The organism is Pseudomonas sp. MWU12-3103b (genome assembly GCF_023100615.1).
Taxonomy (GTDB): Bacteria; Pseudomonadota; Gammaproteobacteria; order Pseudomonadales; family Pseudomonadaceae; genus Aquipseudomonas; species Aquipseudomonas putida_A.
On the sequence record NZ_JALMEY010000012.1, the window covers coordinates 32968 to 56216 of the forward strand.

Below are 23249 nucleotides of genomic sequence, written 5' to 3' on the forward strand. Positions count from 1 at the left end.
GTTCTTCGCGAGCAAGCCCGCTCCCACAGGGGGGATGCACTCCAATGTGGGAGCGAGCCTGCTCGCGAAATGCGGCGCCCCGGTTTAGCTGGCCTGGCTCTGATCCTTGCCCTTCACACAGGCAAAGTCTTCTTCGCGCAGCTCAGGCAGATCTTTCGCACAGTAATTACTGCCCAGATCCTTCAGCGCGCCGCACATCCCCTCCAGTCGTCCGTCCACCGCTTGCAGGTGATCGAGCAACTGACCGATGGCGCGAGCCACCGGGTCTGGCATGTCTTCGCTGACGCCATAGGCATCGAAACCGATCTTCTCGGCCATGGCTTTGCGCTTGGCGTCCTGCTCTTCATCGGTCTTGACGATGATCCGCCCCGGAATCCCCACTACTGTAGCGCCCGGCGGCACTTCCTTGGTCACTACGGCGTTGGAGCCGACTTTCGCGCCAGCCCCCACCGTGAATGGACCGAGCACTTTGGCACCAGCACCCACGACAACCCCATCACCCAGCGTCGGGTGGCGCTTACCCTTGTTCCAACTGGTGCCGCCGAGGGTCACGCCCTGATAAATGGTCACGTCATCGCCGATCTCGGCGGTTTCACCAATGACGATGCCCATGCCGTGGTCAATGAAAAAGCGCCGACCAACTTTGGCACCCGGATGAATCTCGATCCCGGTCAACCAACGACCGAAGTTCGACACCAGCCGCGCCAGCCACTTCAGCTCATTGCGCCACAGCATCCCGGCCAGGCGATGAATCCAGATTGCATGCATGCCGGGGTAGCAGGTCAGGACTTCAAAAGCGTTACGCGCCGCCGGGTCCCGATGGAATACGCTCTGGATATCTTCACGCAAACGCTCAAACATCATTCAGTCCTTCCGCTTAAGAAGCTCACCACGGGCCGCTTTCTGGGTTTCCGTGAGGATGCCACGCAAAATATTCATTTCCGCCCGGCTGACCGAGCTGCGTCCGTACAATCGGCGCAGGCGCGCCATCAAGTGTCTTGGCTTTTCCGGATCGAGGAATTCGATGGCGACCAGCGTCTGCTCCAGATGCTCGTAAAAGCGCTCCAGCTCATCCATGGTCGCGAGCTCGGCGCTTTTCACCGAAGCCACTTCTTCTTTCTCGATCTTGGTCGGCTGCCCTTGAGCGGCCAGCCAGGCCATGCGCACTTCGTAGCTCAACACCTGCACCGCCGCCCCGAGGTTCAACGAGCTGAACTCAGGATCGGAGGGGATGTGCACGTGAAAGTGACATCGCTGCAGCTCCTCGTTGGTCAGGCCGGAGTCTTCACGACCGAACACCAACGCGATTTGTGCGCCCTGCCCCGCTTCTTCGACCACTTTGCTCCCGCATTCGCGGGGATCGAGCAGCGGCCAGGGAATGCGGCGGTCACGGGCACTGGTGCCGAGCACCAGATTGCAGCCGACCAAAGCGTCTTCCAGAGTGGCGACGACTTGAGCATTTTCAAGGATATCCCCGGCACCGGAAGCTCGAGCATCGGCTTCGTGGTGCGGAAACAACCGCGGCTCGACCAGCACCAGCCGCGACAGACCCATGTTTTTCATGGCGCGCGCGGCCCCGCCGATGTTGCCGGGGTGGCTGGTATTGACCAGGACGACACGAATGTTCTGCAGCAAGGGAGGCGCTCTCGGACACAGGAAAGGGGTGCAAATCTTACAGAACAGCCTACCGTTAAGCTATGAAAGCGAACAGCGACCTTCACCTGAAGAAAAGTTCTGATAGAATGCGCGGCTTTCTTTAACAACCTTAGGTGACACATCCATGCAGCCCATGCTGAATATCGCGCTGCGCGCCGCCCGCAGCGCCAGTGAACTGATCTTCCGCTCCATCGAGCGCCTGGATACCATCAAGGTCGACGAAAAAGACGCCAAGGATTATGTATCCGAGGTCGATCGCGCCGCCGAACAGAAAATCATCGATGCTCTGCGCAAGGCTTACCCGAATCACTCGATCCAGGGTGAAGAGACCGGCATGCACGTCGGTAACGGCATCGAAGGCGAAGAGTACCTGTGGATCATCGATCCACTGGACGGCACCACCAACTTCCTGCGTGGCATTCCTCACTTTGCTGTCAGCATTGCCTGCAAATACCGTGGTCGGCTGGAACACGCAGTGGTTCTGGACCCGGTTCGCCAGGAAGAATTCACCGCCAGCCGTGGTCGCGGCGCTCAACTGAACGGCCGTCGTCTGCGCGTCAGCGGTCGCACCAGCCTCGACGGCGCTCTGCTGGGTACTGGCTTCCCGTTCCGTGACGACCAGATGGACAACCTCGACAACTACCTGGGCATGTTCCGCGCCCTGGTTGGCCAGACTGCCGGCATCCGCCGCGCCGGCTCCGCCAGCCTGGACCTGGCCTACGTGGCTGCCGGTCGTTTCGACGCGTTCTGGGAGTCGGGCCTGTCCGAGTGGGACATGGCTGCAGGCGCCCTGCTGATTCAAGAAGCTGGCGGCCTGGTGAGCGACTTCACCGGCGGTCACGATTTCCTTGAAAAAGGCCACATCGTTGCCGGCAACACCAAATGCTTCAAGGCAGTACTGACGGCGATCCAGCCGCACCTGCCGGCTTCGCTGAAGCGCTAAGCTTCCCGCGAAAAGCAAAAAGCACCCTTCGGGGTGCTTTTTTTATGCCTGCGATTTCAGCCTCCACTCGAATCCACTGTGGGAGCGGGCTTGCTCGCGAAGGCGGCGCGTCAGCCAACATTAATTCTGGATGGTAGACCGCATTCGCGAGCAAGCCCGCTCCCACAGGGTCTTTGTGGTGAGGCTTGAATGGCAGGCACAAAAAAGCACCCCGCAGGGCGCTTCTTGTTAAACAGTCGGTCCTTACTGAGCCGGCTGATTCTGCGACAGAATCAGCTTGCCTTCCTTGTCGACCGGAATCTGGTTGCCCGGATCGCGATCCATCCGCACTTTGCCTTCCTTGCCATCGAGCGAATAACGCACGTCGTAACCGACAACCTTGTCGCTGATGTCATTCACGGTGTTACAGCGAGTCTGGGTGGTGGTGTAGGTATCGCGGTTCTGCATGCCTTCCTGCACCTTGTTACCGGCATAACCGCCACCGACCGCGCCAGCGACCGTGGCAATCTTCTTGCCGGTACCGCCGCCGATCTGGTTACCCAGCAAACCACCCGCTACCGCACCAATCGCGGTACCGAGGATCTGGTGTTGATCCTTGACCGGCGCCTGGCGGGTTACAGCAACATCCTTGCACACTTCACGTGGAGTCTTGATCTGTGTCTTGACCGGTTCTACGGCCAGCACTTGCGCATATTCAGGGCCGCTTTTAACCAGGCTGTAGGTGGCAACAGCACCCCCGGCAGTCACACCGACAGCACCCAATACCGCACCAACCAGCAACGACTTGTTCACATGAACCTCCTGACCATCACATGCGGGACGCGCCCGCGCTTCTCCCAGCCTTGGAGCATAAAAAAAGGCGCGAGTTCAACTCGCGCCTTTTCTGGGCTGACAGCCGGAGAAGCGATGGCCGTTATGGACGTTCGTCGACTTCCTTCTCGGTGTTGGCCGGAGGAATCAGATCCTCAGTGCTCAGGTTCAGCCAGATCAGTACCACGTTCGCGATGTAGATCGACGAGTAGGTACCCGCCAGAACACCGATGAACAGGGCAATGGAGAAGCCGAACAGGTTGTCGCCACCGAAGAACAGCAGCGCAGCGATCGCCAGCAAGGTGGAGATCGACGTTGCCATAGTCCGCAGCAGGGTCTGAGTGGTCGAGATGTTGATGTTCTCGATCAGCGAAGCCTTGCGCAGCACACGGAAGTTCTCACGAACCCGGTCGAACACGACGATGGTGTCGTTCAGCGAGTAACCGATGATCGCCAGTACCGCCGCCAGCACCGTCAGGTCGAAGGTGATCTGGAAGAACGACAGGATACCGACAGTCACGATCACGTCGTGAATCAGCGAAACGATCGCGCCGACCGCGAATTTCCACTGAAAGCGGAAAGCCAGGTAGATCAGGATGCCGCCGAGCGCCAGCAGCATGCCGAGGCCGCCCTGGTCGCGCAGTTCTTCACCGACCTGCGGGCCGACGAACTCGACACGCTTGACCGTCGCCGGGTTGTCGCCGCCGACTTTCTGCAAAGCCTCGGCTACCTGATGACCCAACTGCGGGTCTTCGCCTGGCATACGTACGAGCAAGTCGGTGGTTGCACCAAAGCTCTGCACGATGGCTTCGTGATAACCGGAAGTCACCAGCTCTTCACGCACTTTGGTGACGTCGGCCGGACGCTCGTAGGTCAGCTCGATGAGCGTACCGCCGGTGAAGTCCAGGCCCCAGTTCATGCCCTTGTGGACGACGCTGAAAATAGCCAGCAACGTGAGAAACACTGTGACGCCGAACGCGAAGTTGCGAACGCCCATGAAGTTGATTGTACGTAACATGGCAGCCCCTTAAATCCACAACTTCTTGAAGTCACGTCCGCCGAAGATCAGGTTGACCATTGCGCGGGTCACCATGATGGCCGTGAACATCGAGGTAAAGATCCCGAGGGACATGGTCACTGCGAAGCCCTTCACCGGGCCGGTGCCCATGGCGAAGAGGATGCCGCCGACCAGCAGAGTGGTCAGGTTGGCGTCGAGAATCGCGGTGAATGCCCGGCCGAAGCCTTCGTTGATTGCACGCTGCACGGTCATGCCGGCTGCGATCTCTTCACGGATCCGCGAGAAGATCAGCACGTTGGCGTCGACCGCCATACCCATGGTCAAGACGATACCGGCGATACCCGGCAGGGTCAGCGTTGCACCCAGCAGCGACATCAGCGCCAGCAGCAGCACCATGTTCACCGCCAGCGCGACCGTGGCGATCAAACCGAAGAAGCGGTAGATGGCGATGATGAACAGCGAGACGAACAGCATGCCCCACAGCGATGCATCGATACCTTTGGTGATGTTGTCAGCACCCAGGCTCGGACCGATTGTGCGCTCTTCCGCGAAGTACATCGGCGCGGCCAGACCACCGGCACGCAGCAGCAGCGCCAGCTCGGACGATTCACCCTGGCCGTTCAGGCCGGTGATGCGGAACTGCGCACCCAGCGGCGACTGAATGGTCGCCAGGCTGATGATCTTCTTCTCTTCCTTGAAGGTCTGAACTGGCACGTCTTTCTCGACGCCGTCGACAACCTGCTTGGTGTAAGTGGTCACCGGACGTTGTTCGATGAAGATCACCGCCATGCTGCGGCCGACGTTCGAACGGGTCGCGCGGCTCATCAGCTCGCCACCGTGGCCATCCAGACGGATGTTCACTTCAGGTGTGCCGTGCTCGCCGAAACCAGCCTTGGCGTCAGTTACCTGGTCACCGGTGATGATCAGGCCACGCTCGATCTGCGCAGGAGGACGCTTGCCTTCACGGAACTCGAAGGTTTCGGAAGTGGCTTTCGAAGCCCCCGGCTCTGCAGCCAGACGGAACTCAAGGTTGGCCGTCTTGCCGAGAATACGCTTGGCTTCGGCAGTGTCCTGCACGCCCGGCAGCTCAACCACGATGCGGTTGGCGCCCTGACGCTGGACGATCGGTTCGGCAACACCCAGCTCGTTGACGCGGTTACGTACCGTGGTCAAGTTCTGCTTGATGGAGTATTCACGGATTTCCGCCAGCTTGGCCGGGGTCATCGCCAGACGCAGCACCGGTTGACCGTTGAGGTCGGCCGGAACAATGTCGAAATCGTTGAAGTTCTTGCGGATCAGCGCACGGGCCTGTTCGCGGGAGTCAGCATCGCTGAAGCCCAACTGAATGGCGCCGCCCAGTTGCGGCAGACTGCGATAGCGCAGCTTCTCTTTACGCAGCAGACTCTTGACGTCGCCTTCGTAGACTTTCAGGCGGGCGTCGAGGGCTTTGTCCATGTCCACTTCCAGCAGGAAGTGCACACCACCGGACAAGTCCAGACCCAGCTTCATCGGGTGCGCGCCGAGGTTGCGCAGCCATTGCGGGGTGGTCTGTGCCAGGTTCAGTGCGACGACGTAGTCATCACCCAATGCCTTGCGCACAACGTCCTTGGCCGGCAGCTGGTCTTCAGCCTTGGTCAGACGGATCAGACCGCCCTTGCCGTTGGCGGCCAGCGAAGCTGCCTTGACGTTGATCCCGGACTCACGCAGCGCGGTGCTGACGCGATCCAGATCGGCTTGATTGACCTGCAGTGCCGTGCTGGCGCCGCTGATCTGAATGGCCGGGTCATCAGGGTATAGATTGGGAGCGGAATAAATCAGACCGACCGCCAGCACCGCCAGGATCAGAATGTATTTCCACAGAGGATATTTGTTCAGCATCACGCCGCCCGTTATGAACGCGGGGCGCCTTGCGCGCCCCGTCGATTGAGTAGAAGTTGGAACCTTAGATCGCTTTCAGCGTGCCTTTTGGCAGCGTGGCGGCGATGGCGCCCTTCTGGAACTTCATTTCCACGGTGTCGGAAACTTCCAGAACCACGAAGTCGTCGGCCACTTTGGTGATCTTGCCGGCGATGCCGCCGGTGGTGACCACTTCGTCACCCTTCGCAAGGCTGCTCAGCAGGTTCTTCTGCTCTTTGGCGCGCTTGGCCTGTGGACGCCAGATCATCAGGTAGAAGATGACCAGGAAGCCGACCAGGAAAATCCACTCGAAGCCGCCGCCCATTGGGCCTGCAGCAGCCGGTGCAGCTGCGTCAGCCATGGCGTTAGAGATAAAAAAGCTCATTTAGCACTCCAGTTGCAAATGTTGAATCTTGGGGTCAGAAAACTCAGTCCAAAGGCGGAACGGGGAGCCCGCGTTTGGCGTAGAAGGCATCGACAAAGGCGGCCAATGTACCCTGTTGAATAGCCTCGCGCAAACCAGCCATCAGCACCTGATAATGGCGCAAGTTATGGATGGTATTGAGCATGCTGCCGAGCATTTCGCCGCACTTGTCCAGGTGATGCAGATAAGCGCGGGAGAAGTTCTGGCAGGTATAGCAATCGCAGGTCGGATCCAGCGGCGAATCATCATGGCGATGGAACGCGTTACGAATCTTCAGCACGCCTGTATCAATGAACAGATGCCCATTGCGGGCATTACGGGTTGGCATCACGCAATCGAACATGTCCACACCGCGGCGCACACCCTCAACCAGATCTTCCGGTTTGCCAACGCCCATAAGGTAACGAGGTTTGTCAGCCGGCATCATGCCCGGCAGATAATCCAGCACCTTGATCATCTCGTGCTTCGGCTCGCCCACCGACAGACCGCCAATGGCCAGGCCATCAAAGCCGATCTTGTCGAGGCCTTCCAGCGAGCGCATGCGTAGATCCTGGTGCATGCCGCCCTGAACGATACCGAACAGCGCCGCGGTGTTGTCGCCATGCGCGTTTTTCGAGCGCTGGGCCCAACGCAGCGACAGCTCCATCGATACACGAGCGACATCTTCGTCAGCCGGGTACGGCGTGCACTCGTCGAAGATCATCACGATGTCGGAACCGAGATCGCGCTGCACCTGCATCGATTCTTCCGGGCCCATGAACACTTTCGAGCCGTCGACCGGGGAGGCGAAGGTCACGCCCTCCTCCTTGATCTTGCGCATCGCGCCCAGGCTGAACACCTGGAAGCCACCGGAGTCGGTGAGGATCGGGCCTTTCCACTGCATGAAGTCGTGCAGGTCGCCGTGCTCCTTGATCACCTCGGTGCCCGGACGCAGCCACAGGTGGAAGGTGTTGCCCAGAATGATTTCCGCGCCAGTGGCGACGATGTCACGCGGCAACATGCCCTTGACCGTGCCATAGGTGCCCACCGGCATGAACGCCGGGGTCTCGACGGTGCCACGCGGGAAGGTCAGCCGACCACGACGAGCCTTGCCATCGGTGGCAAGCAGTTCAAAGGACATGCGACATTCGCGACTCATTCTGTTTCCTCTGGGCCTGTGTGTTCAGGGGCAGTCGGGGCGGGATTACGGGTGATGAACATCGCATCACCGTAGCTGAAAAAGCGGTAGCCGTTGTCGACGGCGGCTTTATAAGCGGCCATGGTTTCGGGATAACCGGCGAACGCCGAAACCAGCATCAACAGCGTGGATTCCGGCAAGTGGAAGTTGGTGACCAGGGCGTCGACCACATGGAACGGCCGGCCCGGGTAGATAAAGATGTCGGTGTCGCCACTGAACGGCTTGAGCACGCCATCGCGCGCGGCACTTTCCAGCGAACGCACACTGGTGGTGCCCACGGCAATCACCCGTCCACCACGCGCGCGGCACGCGGCAACGGCGTCGACCACATCCTGGCCGACTTCCAGCCACTCGCTGTGCATGTGGTGATCTTCGATCTTGTCGACGCGCACCGGCTGGAACGTCCCCGCACCGACGTGCAGCGTGACGAACGCGGTCTCGACGCCCTTGGCGGCAATCGCCTCCATCAGCGGCTGATCGAAATGCAGCCCCGCCGTCGGCGCCGCTACCGCACCCAGGCGCTGGGCGTACACGGTCTGATAACGCTCGCGATCCGAGCCTTCATCCGGGCGGTCTATATAAGGAGGCAACGGCATGTGCCCGACGCGATCGAGCAACGGCAGCACTTCTTCAGCGAAGGCCAGCTCGAACAGCGCATCGTGACGCGCGAGCATCTCGGCTTCACCACCGCCGTCGATGAGGATCTTCGAACCCGGCTTCGGCGACTTGCTGGAGCGCACATGGGCCAGCACGCGGTGCGTATCGAGCACGCGTTCGATGAGGATTTCCAGCTTGCCGCCCGAGGCTTTCTGCCCAAACAGCCGCGCCGGAATCACCCGGGTATTGTTGAATACCATCAAATCGCCCGGGCGCAAATGCTCAAGCAAATCAGTGAATTGACGGTGTGCAAGGGCGCCGCTCGGCCCATCAAGGGTCAGCAGGCGACTAGCGCGACGCTCGGCCAACGGGTGGCGGGCGATCAGCGAATCAGGAAGCTCGAAGGTAAAGTCAGCAACGCGCATGATGTGGTTCGTCTAGCAGGGCCGGAAAGTCTAGCGGAATTATCAAAAATTGACCATGAAACGTGATTGACCAACGGTAATCACCTCTCTATACTTCGCCGCCATTGAGCCCTGATGGCGGAATTGGTAGACGCGGCGGATTCAAAATCCGTTTTCGAAAGGAGTGGGAGTTCGAGTCTCCCTCGGGGCACCAAAATCAAGAAAGGTCTTGCTTAGCAAGGCCTTTTTTTTCGTCTGTCGGAAAGTGCTGTGCCCATCTAATTCTCCGCACAATCTTCAAAAACCTAGATTAAACCCAAAGTGATCTAGCTCATCTGTAGCAATTCGTGCCCCTCTCTGGCGCCCTCAGCATTCAATTCAGCAATCCAATCGACTTCCTCCCAAACGAGACTTATCCACTCCGGTAAAAATTCGCTGCGGCAACCGGTCATTGCGAAAAAAAGTAACGGTTGATCGACGAGATTAAAAACTGACCTCCCAGCGCGACAAACACCTGAGCGACGCTGAACAGCACTACTCCAAGATGGCGCCGCTGGAAGCGCTATTGGAAAGCGACGAAGTCATCGAGGAGGAACGGCTGACCGAAATCCGCAAGGAGCACAGCAGCCTGAAAGTTCCTTACGACGCCAGTAAGCACCGTGCATGGCTGCTCGATGCGAAGATCACTCGCCGCGAGAAACTGCTAAATCATGAAACCCTGATGGCGGGTTACACCGCGTCGATGGCGAACTGGAAAGCCGACGAACAAGAACTCAACGAAAAACGCGACAGCCTCAGCACCCGCTTGGCGCAGATCCAGCAGCAAGCGGAGGACGACATGACCAGGGCCCGGCAAGCCGAAACCGATGCCGCCACCGCCTACGCGCAGGCCGTGGCCTGGGGCGATACCGAGGGCGAAAAGAACACCAATGCCGACGCGCAGAAGGCCGCGAAAAACCTCGCCACGGCGACCGAACACAATCGTCGTCAACACCTGATCATCACTGCACTGGATCAGGAGCTGGCCATCGTCGACCAGCACATTGCCGAGGCGCAGAGGGAATACGGTTCGATCCAAAAAACAGCGATGTTCCTGGCCCGCACAGTGCTGGAGGAACAATGGAACGAACAAGCGCAAGCGCTGATGGAGTTGGGCGGCAAGCTGTGGAATGTACAAGGCATGTTGGGAGGGGAACACCTCAGCCTGATGAAACTGGTACTTCCGCAAGAAGGCGAAGACTTCCACAGCTGGACTTGGCGCGAGCTGTTGGATCGATCCGGCAAGTACAGCGTGCAAGACATCCTTTCGCTGTAGGGCATTGAGCCACCAAAACAGCCTGCGCAGGTAGGCTGTTTAACCTCAACAGGCTAAAAAATGATCATTCAATTTGACCTTAGAAACACCCCCAACTGGAAAGAACTACTGAAAGCACGAATAGTCTCCTTAAAGGAAATGCTGGAATTCGTGGACAAACCTCGCATAAAAACGAAAGTCGAGATTCTCACGGTAAAATTGATCAAGAGCGAAATCATCAGCATCCAAGAGTATCTGAAACTGCCAGAATAGCGCTGAACTTGTGAGCCGCACGAACATTCAAACTGACATCAAACAAACATAGGAAAAAAAATGTCCAAACTTGCCGAATACCGTCAGCTGGAAAAACACCTGGCTGAGCAGATGCAGGCGCTGGAAGCGCTGAAGAGCGACGGCGCACTGAAGAAAGAGATAGAGTTCGAGACCAAGCTGCGCGAGCTGCTGAACCAGTACGGTTTCAGCCTCAAGCACATCATCAACCTGCTGGATCCACAGAGCACTAAGCGCGCCCCAACGCCGACGGCGGCACCTGGCAAGCGCAAACCTCGCGAGCTGAAGGTCTACAAGAATCCGCACACCGGTGAAGTGGTTGAAACCAAAGGCGGCAACCACAAAGCTTTGAAAGAGTGGAAAGCGAAATACGGTGCCGACACCGTTGAGGGGTGGCTGAAAAAATAAACTGCGTCACTTGAAATGGGGCCCAGATGGGCCCTATTTGATAATTAATCCAGGGTGAAAAATAGAAAACTGATTCATGAAATATTACCAGCGATTCTCTCAATGTTTCGGCTCTTCCTTGTGGTATCGCAAGCTGGCCGGCGAAAACTGCCATTCAAATTAAGTGTATCGATTTTTTTCTTAAGCCCTAGATACTTCCCACCGGCGCAGGCGGATTAAATTCATTGTTTGTAACAATAGTCGATGATCTCTGTAAATCCCACCTTTTCAGCGGCTAACCTTTCCGTCAGTTCATCCAAGTATGCGACGCTTGGCAACTGGTCAGTTGCCGAAATTTTTATTGAAAATTCAGCGGTGTAATTTTTTCCAATCCTTGAGAGCTCATTGCCTAGTTGATATAAAATGGCATCCCTCAGTGAAAGCTGGTTTCGTCGAAAACGGATCATCCGATGACAATCAAAAAAATCTGACCGCTTTGATGCGTCATATTTTCTTCCATTCCAGCCGGTACTTCGTGTGGCTCGGTATAATGAGATATCTTGAATATCACTCCAAGCTTCAAAGTCGAAGTGGTTGGTCGGGTTCGGGTTCTCGTGAGTGGGCGGCAAGTGAAAATCGGTCGTCCTAATAAATTGGTATTTATCGAGCACCTTTAGAGTTCTATTCTGAGTAGTGAGCATACGCTTTATTGTTTTGGGCACCTCGAAGCGCATTACTTTGGCTGAATCCAAAATACGGATTTCTCTTGGAAGCTCTATATTTTCTCGATCCCAGTGCCTTTCATTCCGTTTCGGGACCCACTGGATGTGCCGACCAAACAGACGCAAAACGCCTTGCGAGTTGAACGACGCTACGCCGACGCCACCATTTTCTGTATCGTCAAAGATAAGATAGTGCGCTTCTCCACACCAAATCAGTGTCTTTGCTATTTCCGTCACCAGTTCATATATTGTTTCGTCTACTGAACGTCGTGAGCGCCTCAATTGAACGTTACCAAGTAGCTTCTGCATGACTCCATCATCATTCGATACGATCTGAAAGAGGTTGCCATTGCGACGATTTCGTGGGTGAAACAATCTCGCAAAATCCTCGTCGAACATCCGGCGAAGAAAATCTGGCTTGTGACGTACTTGCTTGACAAATAAGCTGTCGATAAAACCAAGATTTGTCTCACAGGTACGGAACCAGTATGAAGGATCGGCTTTAAAAATCTTCATGATTCACCTCTTCGCCATCCTCTCGCAAACGCTGAGCCATGTCGGTGATTTCGTAATCCATCTCGAAATCGATTGGATCTAATTGCGGCACTACTTGGACTGCAAAAAAAAGATGAGACGCATCAGCGTTCGATCTTATGAACTCCCTTACAACTTTTTGTGGATGAATCACTCCTCGCCCACCGTCCATCCGATCTCCAAAGCCATCACTTCTCAGACGATCCTCGAACGAATTCTTCCAGTTAAATCTGATCATACTCCGCGGCGACACGCTCATGCTAAAAGTTAAAGAATTCGAAAGGAGTATCATGCGCTTCAAGTAACCATGTCTATCGGCCGCGCGCTGAATCCAACTTTCAAACTGAGCTATAGCATCTTTAGACAAACTATCATTTTCGAAGTATGCACCGTAGAGGATGGCGAAACCTAAAATTGACGAGAGGTCATTGACGACGGTTGAAAGCAAATGAAGTCGAAACTCATTGTTTATCTCTAGCAACGGATCACTGAACTTCATATCCGACGCCAGGAACGCAAGCGACATAAACATTGGAAGGACTGCATTCAGCTTATTCACATCATTTTGCTCAAGCGAGCTTATGCATGCTTCGGCTAGCTCGAAATAAACTTGACCAAAGTGATCAGGCAGTTCATCGCTATAGTTCGATTCAAACAAATAACCTACCATAGCTGCGTTGCCGAGCCGCTGAACAGCATTTTGTTGTGCTAATACAACTCCCTTGATCATTTCGTCTACATTTATTTCGGACAGCTTGTATTGCTCCTCTCCGTAGTGCTCGTATTCACGATATCGACCCATCAGGCGAGAAATCTCATCAAACCAGCTTGGCAACTTCTTATAACTATGCAGACTTGCAAGTACGACCTGCGTAGCGGCTTGTGACATTTTCAATCTAGTCAAAGCATCTACAAATCCCGGAAGTACTTCTTGATAGAATTGACATACATCAGGCAGAATTTTCGAATAGTTCTGCAACAACTTCTGGATCGCTAGCTGTTGGACATACTTAGGTTTAGATAGGCGCCGCCCTTCAACCTTACTTTCTAGCTGTATACGCTCAACTATGAAAAATAGTTCGACTTGCATAAAAGCAGGTAAGCGAAGCAATGAACTCTCGCTCCATTCGTCCAGTTCAAAAAACCGTTTCAGCTCTTTCTCAAAAGTTATCATTCGACGAAGCGTTTCTAAACAGAGATTACTCCCCAATGCAGCCCACGTATCCGCTATACCTATCTTAATTCTATTTATCTCATCATCCGGCGCACTGGATGACTCGAAAGCGCACTCGATGATTTGTTTGAATCTTTTTATCTCTTGCATACCCACATCGAACTGAAACTGGTGTGCATAACCCGATATCCGAATCGAAAATTGAGCAATGAGCTTCAATGCCAAGTTATAATCACCCACTTGCAATGCAAGTTCAACATGGCCCGCCATTCTCTTCACAATTTCGTTTTCAAGCCAATGATGATCAGTTTTCTCCTCAATTAGCATTTGTTGGCTGCTCGTTCTCAGCGCCATAGACGTTGCACTGTCCCCAGCCAAAAACCATTGTTTATGCTTAATCCGTCTAGGAAACCAGTAACTATTCTGATCAATCTTGTGCTTTTGATGAAGGTAGTGGAGCAGTAATGCCGTATAGACCTCGGTTAAAGGCGGCAGATTATCCTCTAATCTCTCCCTACCTAGCTTTATACGATCATCAATATAGTAAAGTTGCTCGAGGGCCCGCCGCGCAGCCTTCGAATGATGATTAGCAATTGAAACAGAAACACGGGGTTTAGCTGCACTCTCAATGTAACGAACGATGCTAGGGAGAATCTCGCTGCGAACCAAAAGATTTAGATCAAAAAAATTAAATAGCCTCTGCCCCAATGGAAACAGTGCCAAGGCGCTCAACAAAGTCAATACCGTTCCGACTGAATAGACAAACAAGCCAGTCTTAAACCCCCATAAAGGTAAGGCGGTCGCCAACAAACAAAAAATTGCTGAAAAGACTAATATTCGTGAGTAGATGCTGCCCACCTGCTCGTTGGTAAGCATTTTAATAATGTCACCTCGAAGTCTGGTATAGCCTGCACTCAGTATAATCCCGATCGTTGCAAAATAAATTGAGAATATTGCCGTAAGCAATTGCGCGTAAAGCTTAAGCTGCTCAATGTAATCTTTATCGCTCACACTGGATGTCGAAAGCCAAGTTAGCTCTGTCTTAACATATATTTCCGAAAAGTTTAGCGCGGCCAAAACCAAGATAACGTACAAAAGGCTTTTGACTCCGATCCAAGCGATAGAACCTGAAATACGGACATTTGTTTTTGACGCCGTGATTAATACGCTCGTTTTGTACAGGCTGTGTTCGAAGAAGAAAACTACTTTCCCGAGCCACCTCCTCAGCGCCCAAAACCAAGCTTTGGAGCCAGCCCAAACTTTCAGTCGATCAGTCAAATTTGCTCACCTTCAAGATTCGGCACCTATAGCCATACAACGATATCTGAAGCCATGTTCGCGCCCTGATCAATACAATATTTCAGCTTTCGAAGAAATTATCTTCAGAGTTTCCAGAAAAGAGGCGGTACCCAAAATTTTTTAGCATGGTTCGGCTGCTCCATTCAATCATGCGTACGCACGCCCCCGTAGCCTGCACACCCACTGCGGGGACGCCTGAGCGTTGGTAGGCCAGCTGTTAACTGGTTGGATGGGACCCTGATTGCGGCTTCATAGTCTCAGCTCTCGTCCACCGCGTGGATCCGCTGAAGTTGTATTACTTCGCTACCGGCGGAGGCAATCCGGACAGTGCCACGGTCAGGCATCGGGGAGAGACACGCTTGATCCTCAGCAATCGAATGAAGCCGCACACCATTCTCGTCTTCGAAAGAACCTGCGTGCAGGGGGTGAAAGGCCTCATATGCCTACAGCCGCTTACCGCAGCGAGATGGGAGGAATAGGATGGAATAGGATTCTAACCTCTGCGCCAGGACTCATGGTGCGCCAAATGAATATGAAATACCGCTACACCGCACGATTGCGTTACACCAACCACAAGGCAAGCTCTTAATACGTGTTACTAAAATTTCAACCCTTAAAATCAATAGGTTATGTCGTCCTGTAACACCTGCAACACCTGTTACACCGCTTTTCGAAGATGTATGCCCCCACTCCCCGCTAGCGACAGGTCCCACCAGCGACAGAAGTTCACTTGGTGCCGGGGCCCCTGAAGGATTTTGACCTATACGGGGTCGGAAACCCGCGGGACTTTGTTAGCGGACAGCTGCCCAGCTTAGTGAACAGGTGAAGCGGGTGAACACACAGTTCACCAGTGCAGTTGCACAGTTGATGGGAGGACGCCGGGGACCCTGAGCGTTTTCGAATGACACGGGGCACAAAACCCGCGTGATCTTGAGACCGGCTGATTTTTTTACATTGGTTGACAGGTTGACACGGTTGACGACCGAAGACGTGCGGAATCATCAACACAACAGGCCATCGTTACCGCCCATGTAACGATGGCCTTTTTTCAACGGAATCCTTTCGATTTCAATGATTGAAATTCAATAAGCTCGAAGTCGTGCCGCTAACAAAATCCCGCGGGTTTCCGACCCCGTGCGCGAGGAAAATACCCAGGGGCCCCCTCCCTTTTTGGGCTAGGTTTTGGCAGCATCGGCTACCAGTCACTCCCCCCACGGAACTCAATGAATTAGGAGATACTATGGAGCAGGTTGAATCAACAGGAACACTTAATGTAATTGAGATCAACACGGGAGCTGACACCAAAAAAATCGAGATCAAACCAGGCTGTCCGGTTTTTATTCTCGGTCGAAACGGGACTGGAAAATCCGCTTTAGTGGGGATGCTCTCTACAAAACTAGGTAAAAATCTAGTGTTTATGCCAGGTTCCCGGCCCGGGCACTTTGAGCATGAAGGTCTCAGTTTGACACATGCGGCAAGAAGAGACCTCGCAGTCAACTTTCCCCATTGGGATGCAAATCCAGACACTCGTTGGAAAGTCATATCAGGAACAGCTAGAAATGAAAAAGCTATACATGACCTGCAAAATGCTGAATTGCAGTACAAGGTCGATGCCGCAAACGAAATCAAAGCGGAAGGTGCCCAGTCAAGCGCTATTGCCCGACTCCAGTCAAATAACGCCCCTTTAGATCGCATCAATGCCCTGCTATCCCAGTCAAATCTGCAGGTTCGGGTTTTGATTTCTGAAGGTGAACTAAAAGCCCAGCGAGGTGATGCTGTTTACAGTTTTGCTCGGATGTCTGATGGGGAGCGGGCCGCGCTTATTTTCGCAGCTGAGGTGGTGGCAGCTCCTGATGGAGCCATTTTTCTAATTGATGAGCCGGAACTCCACCTTCACCCTGCAATCGTCGTTCCGCTCCTAAAAGCGCTCATTGCTGAACGCCCTGAATGCGGTTTCGTCATTTGCACGCATGAGCTAGGGCTTCCGAGCACTTCCGTTGAGTCGAAAATCATCCTCGTTCGAGGTTGTGAGTGGTCCGGCAACGAAGTTGAATCGTGGCAAGTGGACGTTTTGGATGCCCCTGAGGAAATACCAGAATGGTTACGCGTCGATCTAATCGGTTCGCGCCAGAAAATCTTGTTCATAGAAGGAACAATAAACAGCCTAGATCATCCGCTCTATTCACTGCTATTCCCTAAGGTCTCTGTGAGATCGCGTGAAAGCTGCCGAGAGGTTATGAGGGCGGTAGAAGGTTTGCGAGCAGTGGAAAAAATGCATCGGGCGCAAGCCTTCGGTCTCATCGATCACGATGGGATGGATGAAAAACAGGTACTCGACTTCGAGTCCCATGGCATATATCCGTTACCGATTTTCGCAGTTGAAAGCCTCTACTATTCCGCTGATGTATTAGCAGGACTGGCCGCCCAGCAAGCCAGAACGTTCGGTCTACCAGTGGAACAGTTACAGCATGAAGCGAAAATGGCAGCGCTACAGGCAGTGACTGCCAAAGGAATTCCTGAACATTTGGCGAGCCGCATATCTGAGCGGCACATTCGAGACCAGCTCCTGCTTGCTTTGCCTGATAGAAAAATGATGGTTGAGGGAGCGCAAAAGCATATCGAGTTCAAACTTGAGTCACCATATCCTGGTGAGCTAGAGCGCATCAAACAGATGGTCAGCGCTGAGGACATTGACGCAATCGTATGTCGATATCCTGTTAGAGAATCAGGGATGCTAAACGGTATTGCGAAGGCGCTACATTTCAATGGTCGAACCGACTACGAGCGGGCGGCTCTGATCCTTGTTGGAATCAATGATGAGCTTCAGCAGTCGCTGAGGCTAAAGCTGGGGAAATTGTCTGAAATGCTCGTATAGCTCGTGATTGCGAATTCAGCGGGCGACATCCTGTATCCCTACTTGTATCCCCAAACGTATAATCACGCTGCAAGCCACGTTTTATATGGAACCCGACGGTCTCCCTCGGGCACCAAAATTAAGAAAGGTCTTGCTTAGCAAGGCCTTTTTTTTCGTCTATCGGAAAGTGCCCCCTCTCCACTCAATGGCCACCTGCTCACCAGCGATGAGACCGGTTGCGCGATAAACTTGGCGCAGTATTGATCGCTAAAAGCGAAGAACTTCAGACGCTTGCCAAAAGCTCAAAGCCTGCTGGCGATTTCTTGCCACATATGGTCGTAGTTGTATTTCAACCAACGAATCAGCAACTTGTCGAACAACCTGCGAAACCAATTACGCTGCCGCGCCGCAAGCCTTTCCTCTATCTCGCCCCTGAGCCAATCAGGGTCAAAACCTGTCCAGACAGTCGGCAGGACCGCTGCAATGTTCATAAAGCACACCGGCGCTACTTCTGAATAAAAAATCTCGTAGAGCACCGCTGGATCGACGCCTTTTAGCTGGCATGCGATGTAATCGTAATCAGTGGGAAAATGGTTGAACGGTTCGGACAGTGCAGCTCTAACGTTTGTCAGTTGTGGTTCATTCAGAAAATGCTCCAACGGGAAAACCCCTCCATTTGCGTTCCACTGGCGCGGCGCAGTTCAAACGACGAGCCGATACAGGAACTCAGATATCTGGATCAGGCGCACGCGGGGCTTGAACAACTCCCCCAAACAAACGCTCAGCTATCTGACGACCTCGTTCCTGGCCCTCCTCCGTCAACCAGATCGATTTGTTCCTGTTTACCGGATTACTGATGAGACCCTGCTCATGCAATCGGTTCATGACTTCAAAATCGAAGCCTTTCCATGCATTGCCGTCGTCGGAACTGAAAGCGGCCAACAGGGCAAGCACAGCCTCTTCAATCAACTTTTCGTCGTATTCCATGATCGTCGCTCCGCTCATATGCCTGAACTATCGTTGAGTTTGTCTGGCAGCTCATACTCGCTGGCCATCCTGAGAAACTCGTTCTGTTGCTTAGGTCATTGAATGTCTCGGCGCTGTCCGTGCCACCTGTTTTGCCTAAGGACTGCACCTGATGCGTCCACTCAGTATAATCACGCCCGCCCGCACGCGGTCTGCCGCCCGTAGCGGCTTTCGTTGGTCGTTCCGACTTTCAAGACTCATGCTTAAGGACCTCCAAGGCCAACCATGGAAACGTCACTGGAAACCGTCGCCCTGTTCTCCCTCAAACTCGCTTACGAGGAGGAAGGCCTGAGCCCGATTCTGCGGGATGACATGGTCATGGGTGATTATCAGAAAGACGTGTTCGAATTGCTGGTACGCCGCGGGGATGTCAAGACCATCCAGTTCAAGATGAACGAGTGCCTGTGCTTGGCGATGGATGCGTTGGGCGGGGTCGAGAAACCGTTGGGACGGGAGCTGCACAAGCTGTCAGCCGATTTCCGTCAGGCGCAGTCGCTGGAGCAGCTTGATCAGCCGCTCCTCGCGCTCAAGGGTTATCTGAAAGACATTCTCTGATCAGTTGCTTCACGCGCTGATCTTTCAGCGCCGCGCCTTCAACACCCGAATATCCGTGGGAAACCCATCCGCCCCCACAATCTTCTTCCAGCCCACATACTGAAACTCGCCCCGCTCATCAATGTAATCGCCCTTCTCCACCGACCGGCCACCGACGATCGCCACGCGTTTTTCCTCGCCACAGCCGCCATCCGACGGGCGCACGGTATAGATCACATACGGCTTCACATACTGCGTGGCGCGGAAGTGTTGGCCGCAGATTTCGTCGACGGTGATCAGCATGGTTTTCAGGCGGGCTTCGCCGTCCATGTCTTCGTGCAGTTTCAGGAAGGAGATGTCGCCGACGTCGCTGTAGCCGAGTGAACGAGCGCGTTTGTATTCGGGGGAGTTCTGGTGGGCGATGCGGCCTTGCTGGGCGGCCTGATTCATTCTGGCGGCGAACTCGGCCTTGCCTTGGGCAATCGTTGCCTCGGCCTGGGCGGCGACGTTTTCGCATTGCGCGAATTCGCGGGAGCCGAGGTATTGGGGCGTCAGGTTCAAGCGGCGCTCATTGATGATCCGCAGGCTGCCTTCCAGATCACCCGCCACCTCAAAGGCGCCAGGTACGCGACCGCTCTGGACGTCGGCCATTTTTTCCTGCATTCGCTGGCAGTTGGCGAGGTAATACTGCCAGCTGCTCTCCGGGGGCTCCTTCCACTCGGCGAATGCCGGGGTAATGACAGCGGCGCACGTGATTGCACAGAGCAAGCGCAGAACAGAAGCGGCTTTTGGCATGAGTAGTCCATTACAGGAATCAAGAAAGTGGCGCGACGCTACTATTTTGCTATCGTGCCGTCCACTGTCGGCAAGGTGCCGAGCGTTTGTACCGTGACGGGTTTCGAAGGATGGATACGATGGATGTTGTGTTTTTCTTTATCGCCTGGATAGGCATGTGGGTCTGGGTCGTCAGGCAGCGTGGTGCGTGGAATCTGCTACTCGCCAATGTGTTGGGTGCGGCCAGCGGCATGATTGTCGGCCTGGTGGTTTCGCAGCTTTGTGTCGGTCTGTTCGGCTCTAGCCGGCCACCGGTCCCGGGGGTCATGGGATCGCTTCTGGAAATGCTGGCGACTGCCGCGGCGCTGACCGGCGTATGGATGCTGGTGGCCCGTCGCTCGCAGGTCGAACACCCTGTTGCGCGTCAGCTACTGGCCGGCCTTTGCGGCGTTGTGGCCGGCATAACGGCGATCATGTTTTTTGTTCAGATCAATCCGCCCAATCTCGGCATGTGAATGTCTTCGTGGCGTCAGACCTCTATTTTGATATCTTGCCGTCCATCTTCAGCACTCACCGCCAGTGGGTGCTGTTTTGCAGGCTATTGAAGGGTTAAGGAAAGGATCGAATGGAGTTTCTGAGTTTTCTGGCATTTATCGCCGCCTGGGGTTTGATGTGGCGCTGGGTGGTGAAAAACCGCGGCAGCTGGAATCTGTTTTACGGCAACATCGTTGGCGCGGCGGGCGGTTTTATCGTCGGCATGGTGGTGCTGTCGATCTTCCTGTCGTTGTTCCCGTCGGCGCATAAAGCCGAAAAGGCGCCAGTCGAAGACGTGATCGCACAGAACGATGTCACCACCAGTCTGTTGCCCGAAGCCGAGTCGGATTCAACGTCCGCGGTGCTGGAAAACGCGCCGGGCTTTGCCGCGATCGAGCCGGATAACCAACCTTCTCCGCCGGATTCCGCACTGCTGCCGAATTACGCCAGCCGGGCGCCGAAATCGATATCGGAAAAAACCGTCCTGGATCAGAGCGACGCGCAGGGCCGTAAAGCGCTCACCGCGCTGCGCGACAAGCTTGGGCAAAATGCCGACAGCGATAAATCGATGCTCGCGTATGTCATGTGCGGCACGGTGGTCACCAGCACACTGCGCTTCCCGGCGTCGGAGCGCTTCGCCGACAGCTCTGCCATTGTCACCAAGCGCTTCAAGGATCAGGTCTACACCCTCAGCAACAAGGTCACCGCGCGCAACATGAACGGCGATGACGTCACTTATCGCTTCGACTGCTCGGTGCAGGAGCAATCCGCGTCCGCCGAATGGCGACTGCTGGCGCTGAAGCTGCAGAAGGCTGACTCTTAAGCCTCGTTTAAGGGTTCAAGGCGCCGGCTGCGCTATCATCGCCAGCCTGTGCGCCTTGAGCTTTGCCCCCTGAATGTCACCGATACCTGCTGACCTGAATCCGCTGCCTCCCGTTTTGGCCGGTCCGCTGCTGCGGCGGCTGGAACCGACGCGCGTGGTGCTGTGGCTGGTCGGTACCCGCGAATTGTCGCTGACGTTGCGCCTGCAAGGCGTAGGAGACATCTCTCTTGATACCGGGAAGTGCACAGTCATCCCTGTAGGCCGTCATGCGTTCGTCCATTTGATTGACGTTGTGCTCGACAGCGCCCTGCCCTGCGACACGCGCATCGACTATGACCTGCTGATCGACCGCCAGACGCCCATCGTCGAGTGGGCGCCGCACCTGCTGTACGGCAATGCCCGCTGTCCGAACTTCGTCGTGCGCTCACGGATCGATCAATTGCTCCACGGCTCCTGCCGCAAGCCGCATCATCCGGCGGCAGACGGTCTGCTCTGTGTCGATCAGTTGCTGGCGATAGAAACCGATCCACTACAACGCCCCGCCCTGTTGATGATGAGCGGCGACCAGATCTACGCCGACGATGTTGCCGGCCCGATGCTGCGGGCGATTCATGCGTTGATCGAGCGCCTCGGTCTGTTCGACGAACACCTCGAAGGCGCGGTGGTCAGCGACAGCGCCAAACTCTACGAACACCCGGCCAGCTACTACCACCGTGCGGATCTGTTACCCGCGCTGGAGAGCAACGAGACCTTGCGCGAGCGATTTTTCGGCGGTGCGCGTAAGCCGATTTTCACCAGCAGCAGTGCTGACAATCATCTGGTGACGTTCGCCGAAGTGATGGCGATGTATTTGCTGGTGTGGTCGCCGATTGCCTGGGGGTTGATCAATCCTGCTGCTCCATCGCTGACGCCTGAACGCTTGAAGCGCTACACCCAGGAGCAGACCCGCATTGATGGCTTCAAGGCCGGGTTGGGCAAGGTCGCCCGAGCCTTGGCGCACCTGCCAAGCCTGATGATTTTCGACGACCACGACATCACCGATGACTGGAATCTTTCCGCGCAGTGGGAGGAAACCGCCTACGGCCACCCGTTCTCCAAACGCATCATCGGCAACGCCTTGATCGCGTACATGTTGTGTCAGGGCTGGGGCAATAATCCGGACGCGTTCAAGGATGTGCTGGAGAACACTCGCCGCCTGAGCGCCAGTGGTGACGATCAATATCTCGACAGCTCGGTGCAGGACGCGCTGATCGATGACTTGCTGCGCTTTCAGCATTGGCATTTCGTGCTGCCGAGCAGCCCGGCGCTGGTAGTGCTCGACACCCGCACCCGGCGCTGGCGCAGCGAGATGGCACTCAAGCAACCCTCCGGTTTACTGGACTGGGAAGCCCTGAGCGAACTGCAGCAGGAACTGCTCGATCATCCGTCAGCGATCATCGTTTCCCCCGCGCCGATCTTCGGCGTGAAGCTGATTGAAACCGTGCAGAAGGTTTTCAGCTGGTGCGGTTATCCACTGCTGGTCGACGCCGAAAACTGGATGGCTCATCGCGGCGCCGCTCAGGTGATCCTGAACATTTTCCGACACACCCGCACACCCGGAAACTACGTGGTGCTGTCGGGCGATGTGCATTATTCCTTCGTCTACGAAGTACTTATCCGACACCGCAAGGCCGGGCCACGGATCTGGCAGATCACCAGCAGCGGGATCAAGAATGAGTTTCCGAAAACCCTGCTGGAATGGTTCGACCGCCTCAACCGCTGGCTCTATTCGCCGCGTTCGCCGTTGAACTGGTTTACCAAACGCCGACGCATGCGCATCGTGCCCTATACCCCGGAACATGCCGAAGCGGGTGAGCGGCTGTGGAATTCAGCGGGGACCGGGCAGGTGTTTTTCAATGCGCAGGGGCAGCCGAGCGAGATCATTCAGCACAATTCGAACGGAGCGGTGAAGACGCGGATGCTGGCGCCTGAGTTGGGGGATCATCCTGATTAGCATCACGCACTTTTCCAATGTGGGAGCGGGCTTGCTCGCGAATGCAATTGATCATTCAAAATCAATGTCAACTGACAACACGCTT

The 23249-nt window shown here is 55.1% G+C and carries 21 protein-coding genes and 1 tRNA gene; 9 read left to right on the forward strand and 13 right to left on the reverse strand.

The window, feature by feature from the left end; all coding sequences use genetic code 11:
* Positions 1 to 84: 84 nt before the first annotated feature.
* The gene (gene cysE, locus M0808_RS18625) at positions 85 to 861 is read right to left on the reverse strand and encodes a serine O-acetyltransferase (protein ID WP_003227913.1); all 777 of its coding nucleotides are present in this window, start codon (positions 859 to 861) and stop codon (positions 85 to 87) included.
* Between the two features lie 3 nt (positions 862 to 864).
* Positions 865 to 1635, reverse strand: a complete 771-nt coding sequence (gene trmJ / locus M0808_RS18630) for a tRNA (cytosine(32)/uridine(32)-2'-O)-methyltransferase TrmJ (protein ID WP_027612138.1) — start codon at positions 1633 to 1635, stop codon at positions 865 to 867.
* A gap of 145 nt (positions 1636 to 1780) precedes the next feature.
* Between trmJ and suhB the strand changes: the two genes are divergently transcribed.
* Positions 1781 to 2599: an inositol-phosphate phosphatase gene (gene suhB, locus M0808_RS18635; protein ID WP_003227916.1), complete on the forward strand. Its 819-nt coding sequence runs from the start codon at positions 1781 to 1783 to the stop codon at positions 2597 to 2599.
* A 243-nt stretch (positions 2600 to 2842) separates the two neighbouring features.
* Here the strand turns inward: suhB and M0808_RS18640 are convergent, their stop codons facing one another.
* From M0808_RS18640 to queA, 6 genes are all read right to left on the reverse strand, one after another.
* Positions 2843 to 3391 carry a glycine zipper 2TM domain-containing protein gene (locus tag M0808_RS18640; protein WP_027612139.1) on the reverse strand — a complete coding sequence of 183 codons (549 nt, stop codon included), beginning with the start codon at positions 3389 to 3391 and terminating at the stop codon, positions 2843 to 2845.
* 121 nt (positions 3392 to 3512) lie between these two features.
* The gene (gene secF, locus M0808_RS18645) at positions 3513 to 4427 is read right to left on the reverse strand and encodes a protein translocase subunit SecF (protein ID WP_247842109.1); all 915 of its coding nucleotides are present in this window, start codon (positions 4425 to 4427) and stop codon (positions 3513 to 3515) included.
* Between the two features lie 9 nt (positions 4428 to 4436).
* Positions 4437 to 6305 (reverse strand): protein translocase subunit SecD, encoded by a 1869-nt coding sequence (gene secD, locus M0808_RS18650; protein ID WP_098965483.1) that lies wholly within the window; start codon positions 6303 to 6305, stop codon positions 4437 to 4439.
* Between the two features lie 64 nt (positions 6306 to 6369).
* Entirely contained in the window at positions 6370 to 6708 is a 339-nt protein-coding gene (yajC, locus tag M0808_RS18655; protein WP_003227923.1) for a preprotein translocase subunit YajC, read from the reverse strand.
* 43 nt (positions 6709 to 6751) lie between these two features.
* Complete coding sequence (gene tgt, locus M0808_RS18660) at positions 6752 to 7867, reverse strand: tRNA guanosine(34) transglycosylase Tgt (protein ID WP_161794909.1); 1116 nt, start codon at positions 7865 to 7867, stop codon at positions 6752 to 6754.
* A gap of 14 nt (positions 7868 to 7881) precedes the next feature.
* Complete coding sequence (gene queA, locus M0808_RS18665; RefSeq protein ID WP_247842110.1) at positions 7882 to 8946, reverse strand: tRNA preQ1(34) S-adenosylmethionine ribosyltransferase-isomerase QueA; 1065 nt, start codon at positions 8944 to 8946, stop codon at positions 7882 to 7884.
* Positions 8947 to 9054: 108 nt separating this feature from the next.
* Between queA and M0808_RS18670 the strand changes: the two genes are divergently transcribed.
* The 3 genes from M0808_RS18670 (at position 9055) to M0808_RS18680 (ending at position 10918) form a co-directional block, all read left to right on the forward strand.
* Positions 9055 to 9139, forward strand: a tRNA-Leu gene (locus M0808_RS18670).
* 330 nt (positions 9140 to 9469) lie between these two features.
* Positions 9470 to 10240: a chromosome segregation protein SMC gene (locus M0808_RS18675; protein ID WP_247842111.1), complete on the forward strand. Its 771-nt coding sequence runs from the start codon at positions 9470 to 9472 to the stop codon at positions 10238 to 10240.
* A gap of 312 nt (positions 10241 to 10552) precedes the next feature.
* On the forward strand, positions 10553 to 10918 hold the full coding sequence (locus M0808_RS18680) for a histone-like nucleoid-structuring protein, MvaT/MvaU family (protein WP_145593211.1): 366 nt from the start codon (positions 10553 to 10555) through the stop codon (positions 10916 to 10918).
* 221 nt (positions 10919 to 11139) lie between these two features.
* On the opposite strand, the gene M0808_RS18685 is transcribed toward M0808_RS18680, so the two are convergent.
* Positions 11140 to 12135 carry a hypothetical protein gene (locus tag M0808_RS18685; RefSeq protein WP_247842112.1) on the reverse strand — a complete coding sequence of 332 codons (996 nt, stop codon included), beginning with the start codon at positions 12133 to 12135 and terminating at the stop codon, positions 11140 to 11142.
* The gene (locus M0808_RS18690) at positions 12122 to 14605 is read right to left on the reverse strand and encodes a hypothetical protein (RefSeq protein WP_247842113.1); all 2484 of its coding nucleotides are present in this window, start codon (positions 14603 to 14605) and stop codon (positions 12122 to 12124) included. The genes M0808_RS18685 and M0808_RS18690 overlap by 14 nt, the downstream gene beginning before the upstream one ends.
* Before the next feature lie 1261 nt (positions 14606 to 15866).
* On the opposite strand from M0808_RS18690, the gene M0808_RS18695 reads away from it, so the two are divergent.
* Positions 15867 to 17501 carry an AAA family ATPase gene (locus tag M0808_RS18695; protein ID WP_145593209.1) on the forward strand — a complete coding sequence of 545 codons (1635 nt, stop codon included), beginning with the start codon at positions 15867 to 15869 and terminating at the stop codon, positions 17499 to 17501.
* 281 nt (positions 17502 to 17782) lie between these two features.
* On the opposite strand, the gene M0808_RS18700 is transcribed toward M0808_RS18695, so the two are convergent.
* Positions 17783 to 18139, reverse strand: coding sequence for a hypothetical protein (locus M0808_RS18700; protein ID WP_247842114.1), 357 nt, complete (start codon positions 18137 to 18139; stop codon positions 17783 to 17785).
* 67 nt (positions 18140 to 18206) lie between these two features.
* Positions 18207 to 18467 (reverse strand): DUF6429 family protein, encoded by a 261-nt coding sequence (locus tag M0808_RS18705; RefSeq protein ID WP_027612145.1) that lies wholly within the window; start codon positions 18465 to 18467, stop codon positions 18207 to 18209.
* 264 nt (positions 18468 to 18731) lie between these two features.
* Here M0808_RS18705 and M0808_RS18710 point away from each other — a divergent pair, with 264 nt between their 5' ends.
* On the forward strand, positions 18732 to 19061 hold the full coding sequence (locus M0808_RS18710) for a hypothetical protein (protein ID WP_247842115.1): 330 nt from the start codon (positions 18732 to 18734) through the stop codon (positions 19059 to 19061).
* A 24-nt stretch (positions 19062 to 19085) separates the two neighbouring features.
* Here the strand turns inward: M0808_RS18710 and M0808_RS18715 are convergent, their stop codons facing one another.
* Complete coding sequence (locus tag M0808_RS18715; protein ID WP_247842116.1) at positions 19086 to 19835, reverse strand: hypothetical protein; 750 nt, start codon at positions 19833 to 19835, stop codon at positions 19086 to 19088.
* 119 nt (positions 19836 to 19954) lie between these two features.
* Between M0808_RS18715 and M0808_RS18720 the strand changes: the two genes are divergently transcribed.
* From M0808_RS18720 to M0808_RS18730, 3 genes are all read left to right on the forward strand, one after another.
* Positions 19955 to 20329, forward strand: coding sequence for a hypothetical protein (locus tag M0808_RS18720; protein WP_049827877.1), 375 nt, complete (start codon positions 19955 to 19957; stop codon positions 20327 to 20329).
* A gap of 110 nt (positions 20330 to 20439) precedes the next feature.
* The gene (locus M0808_RS18725) at positions 20440 to 21171 is read left to right on the forward strand and encodes a hypothetical protein (RefSeq protein WP_247842117.1); all 732 of its coding nucleotides are present in this window, start codon (positions 20440 to 20442) and stop codon (positions 21169 to 21171) included.
* Positions 21172 to 21244: 73 nt separating this feature from the next.
* Positions 21245 to 23164, forward strand: a complete 1920-nt coding sequence (locus tag M0808_RS18730; RefSeq protein ID WP_247842118.1) for an alkaline phosphatase D family protein — start codon at positions 21245 to 21247, stop codon at positions 23162 to 23164.
* Positions 23165 to 23249: the final 85 nt, after the last annotated feature.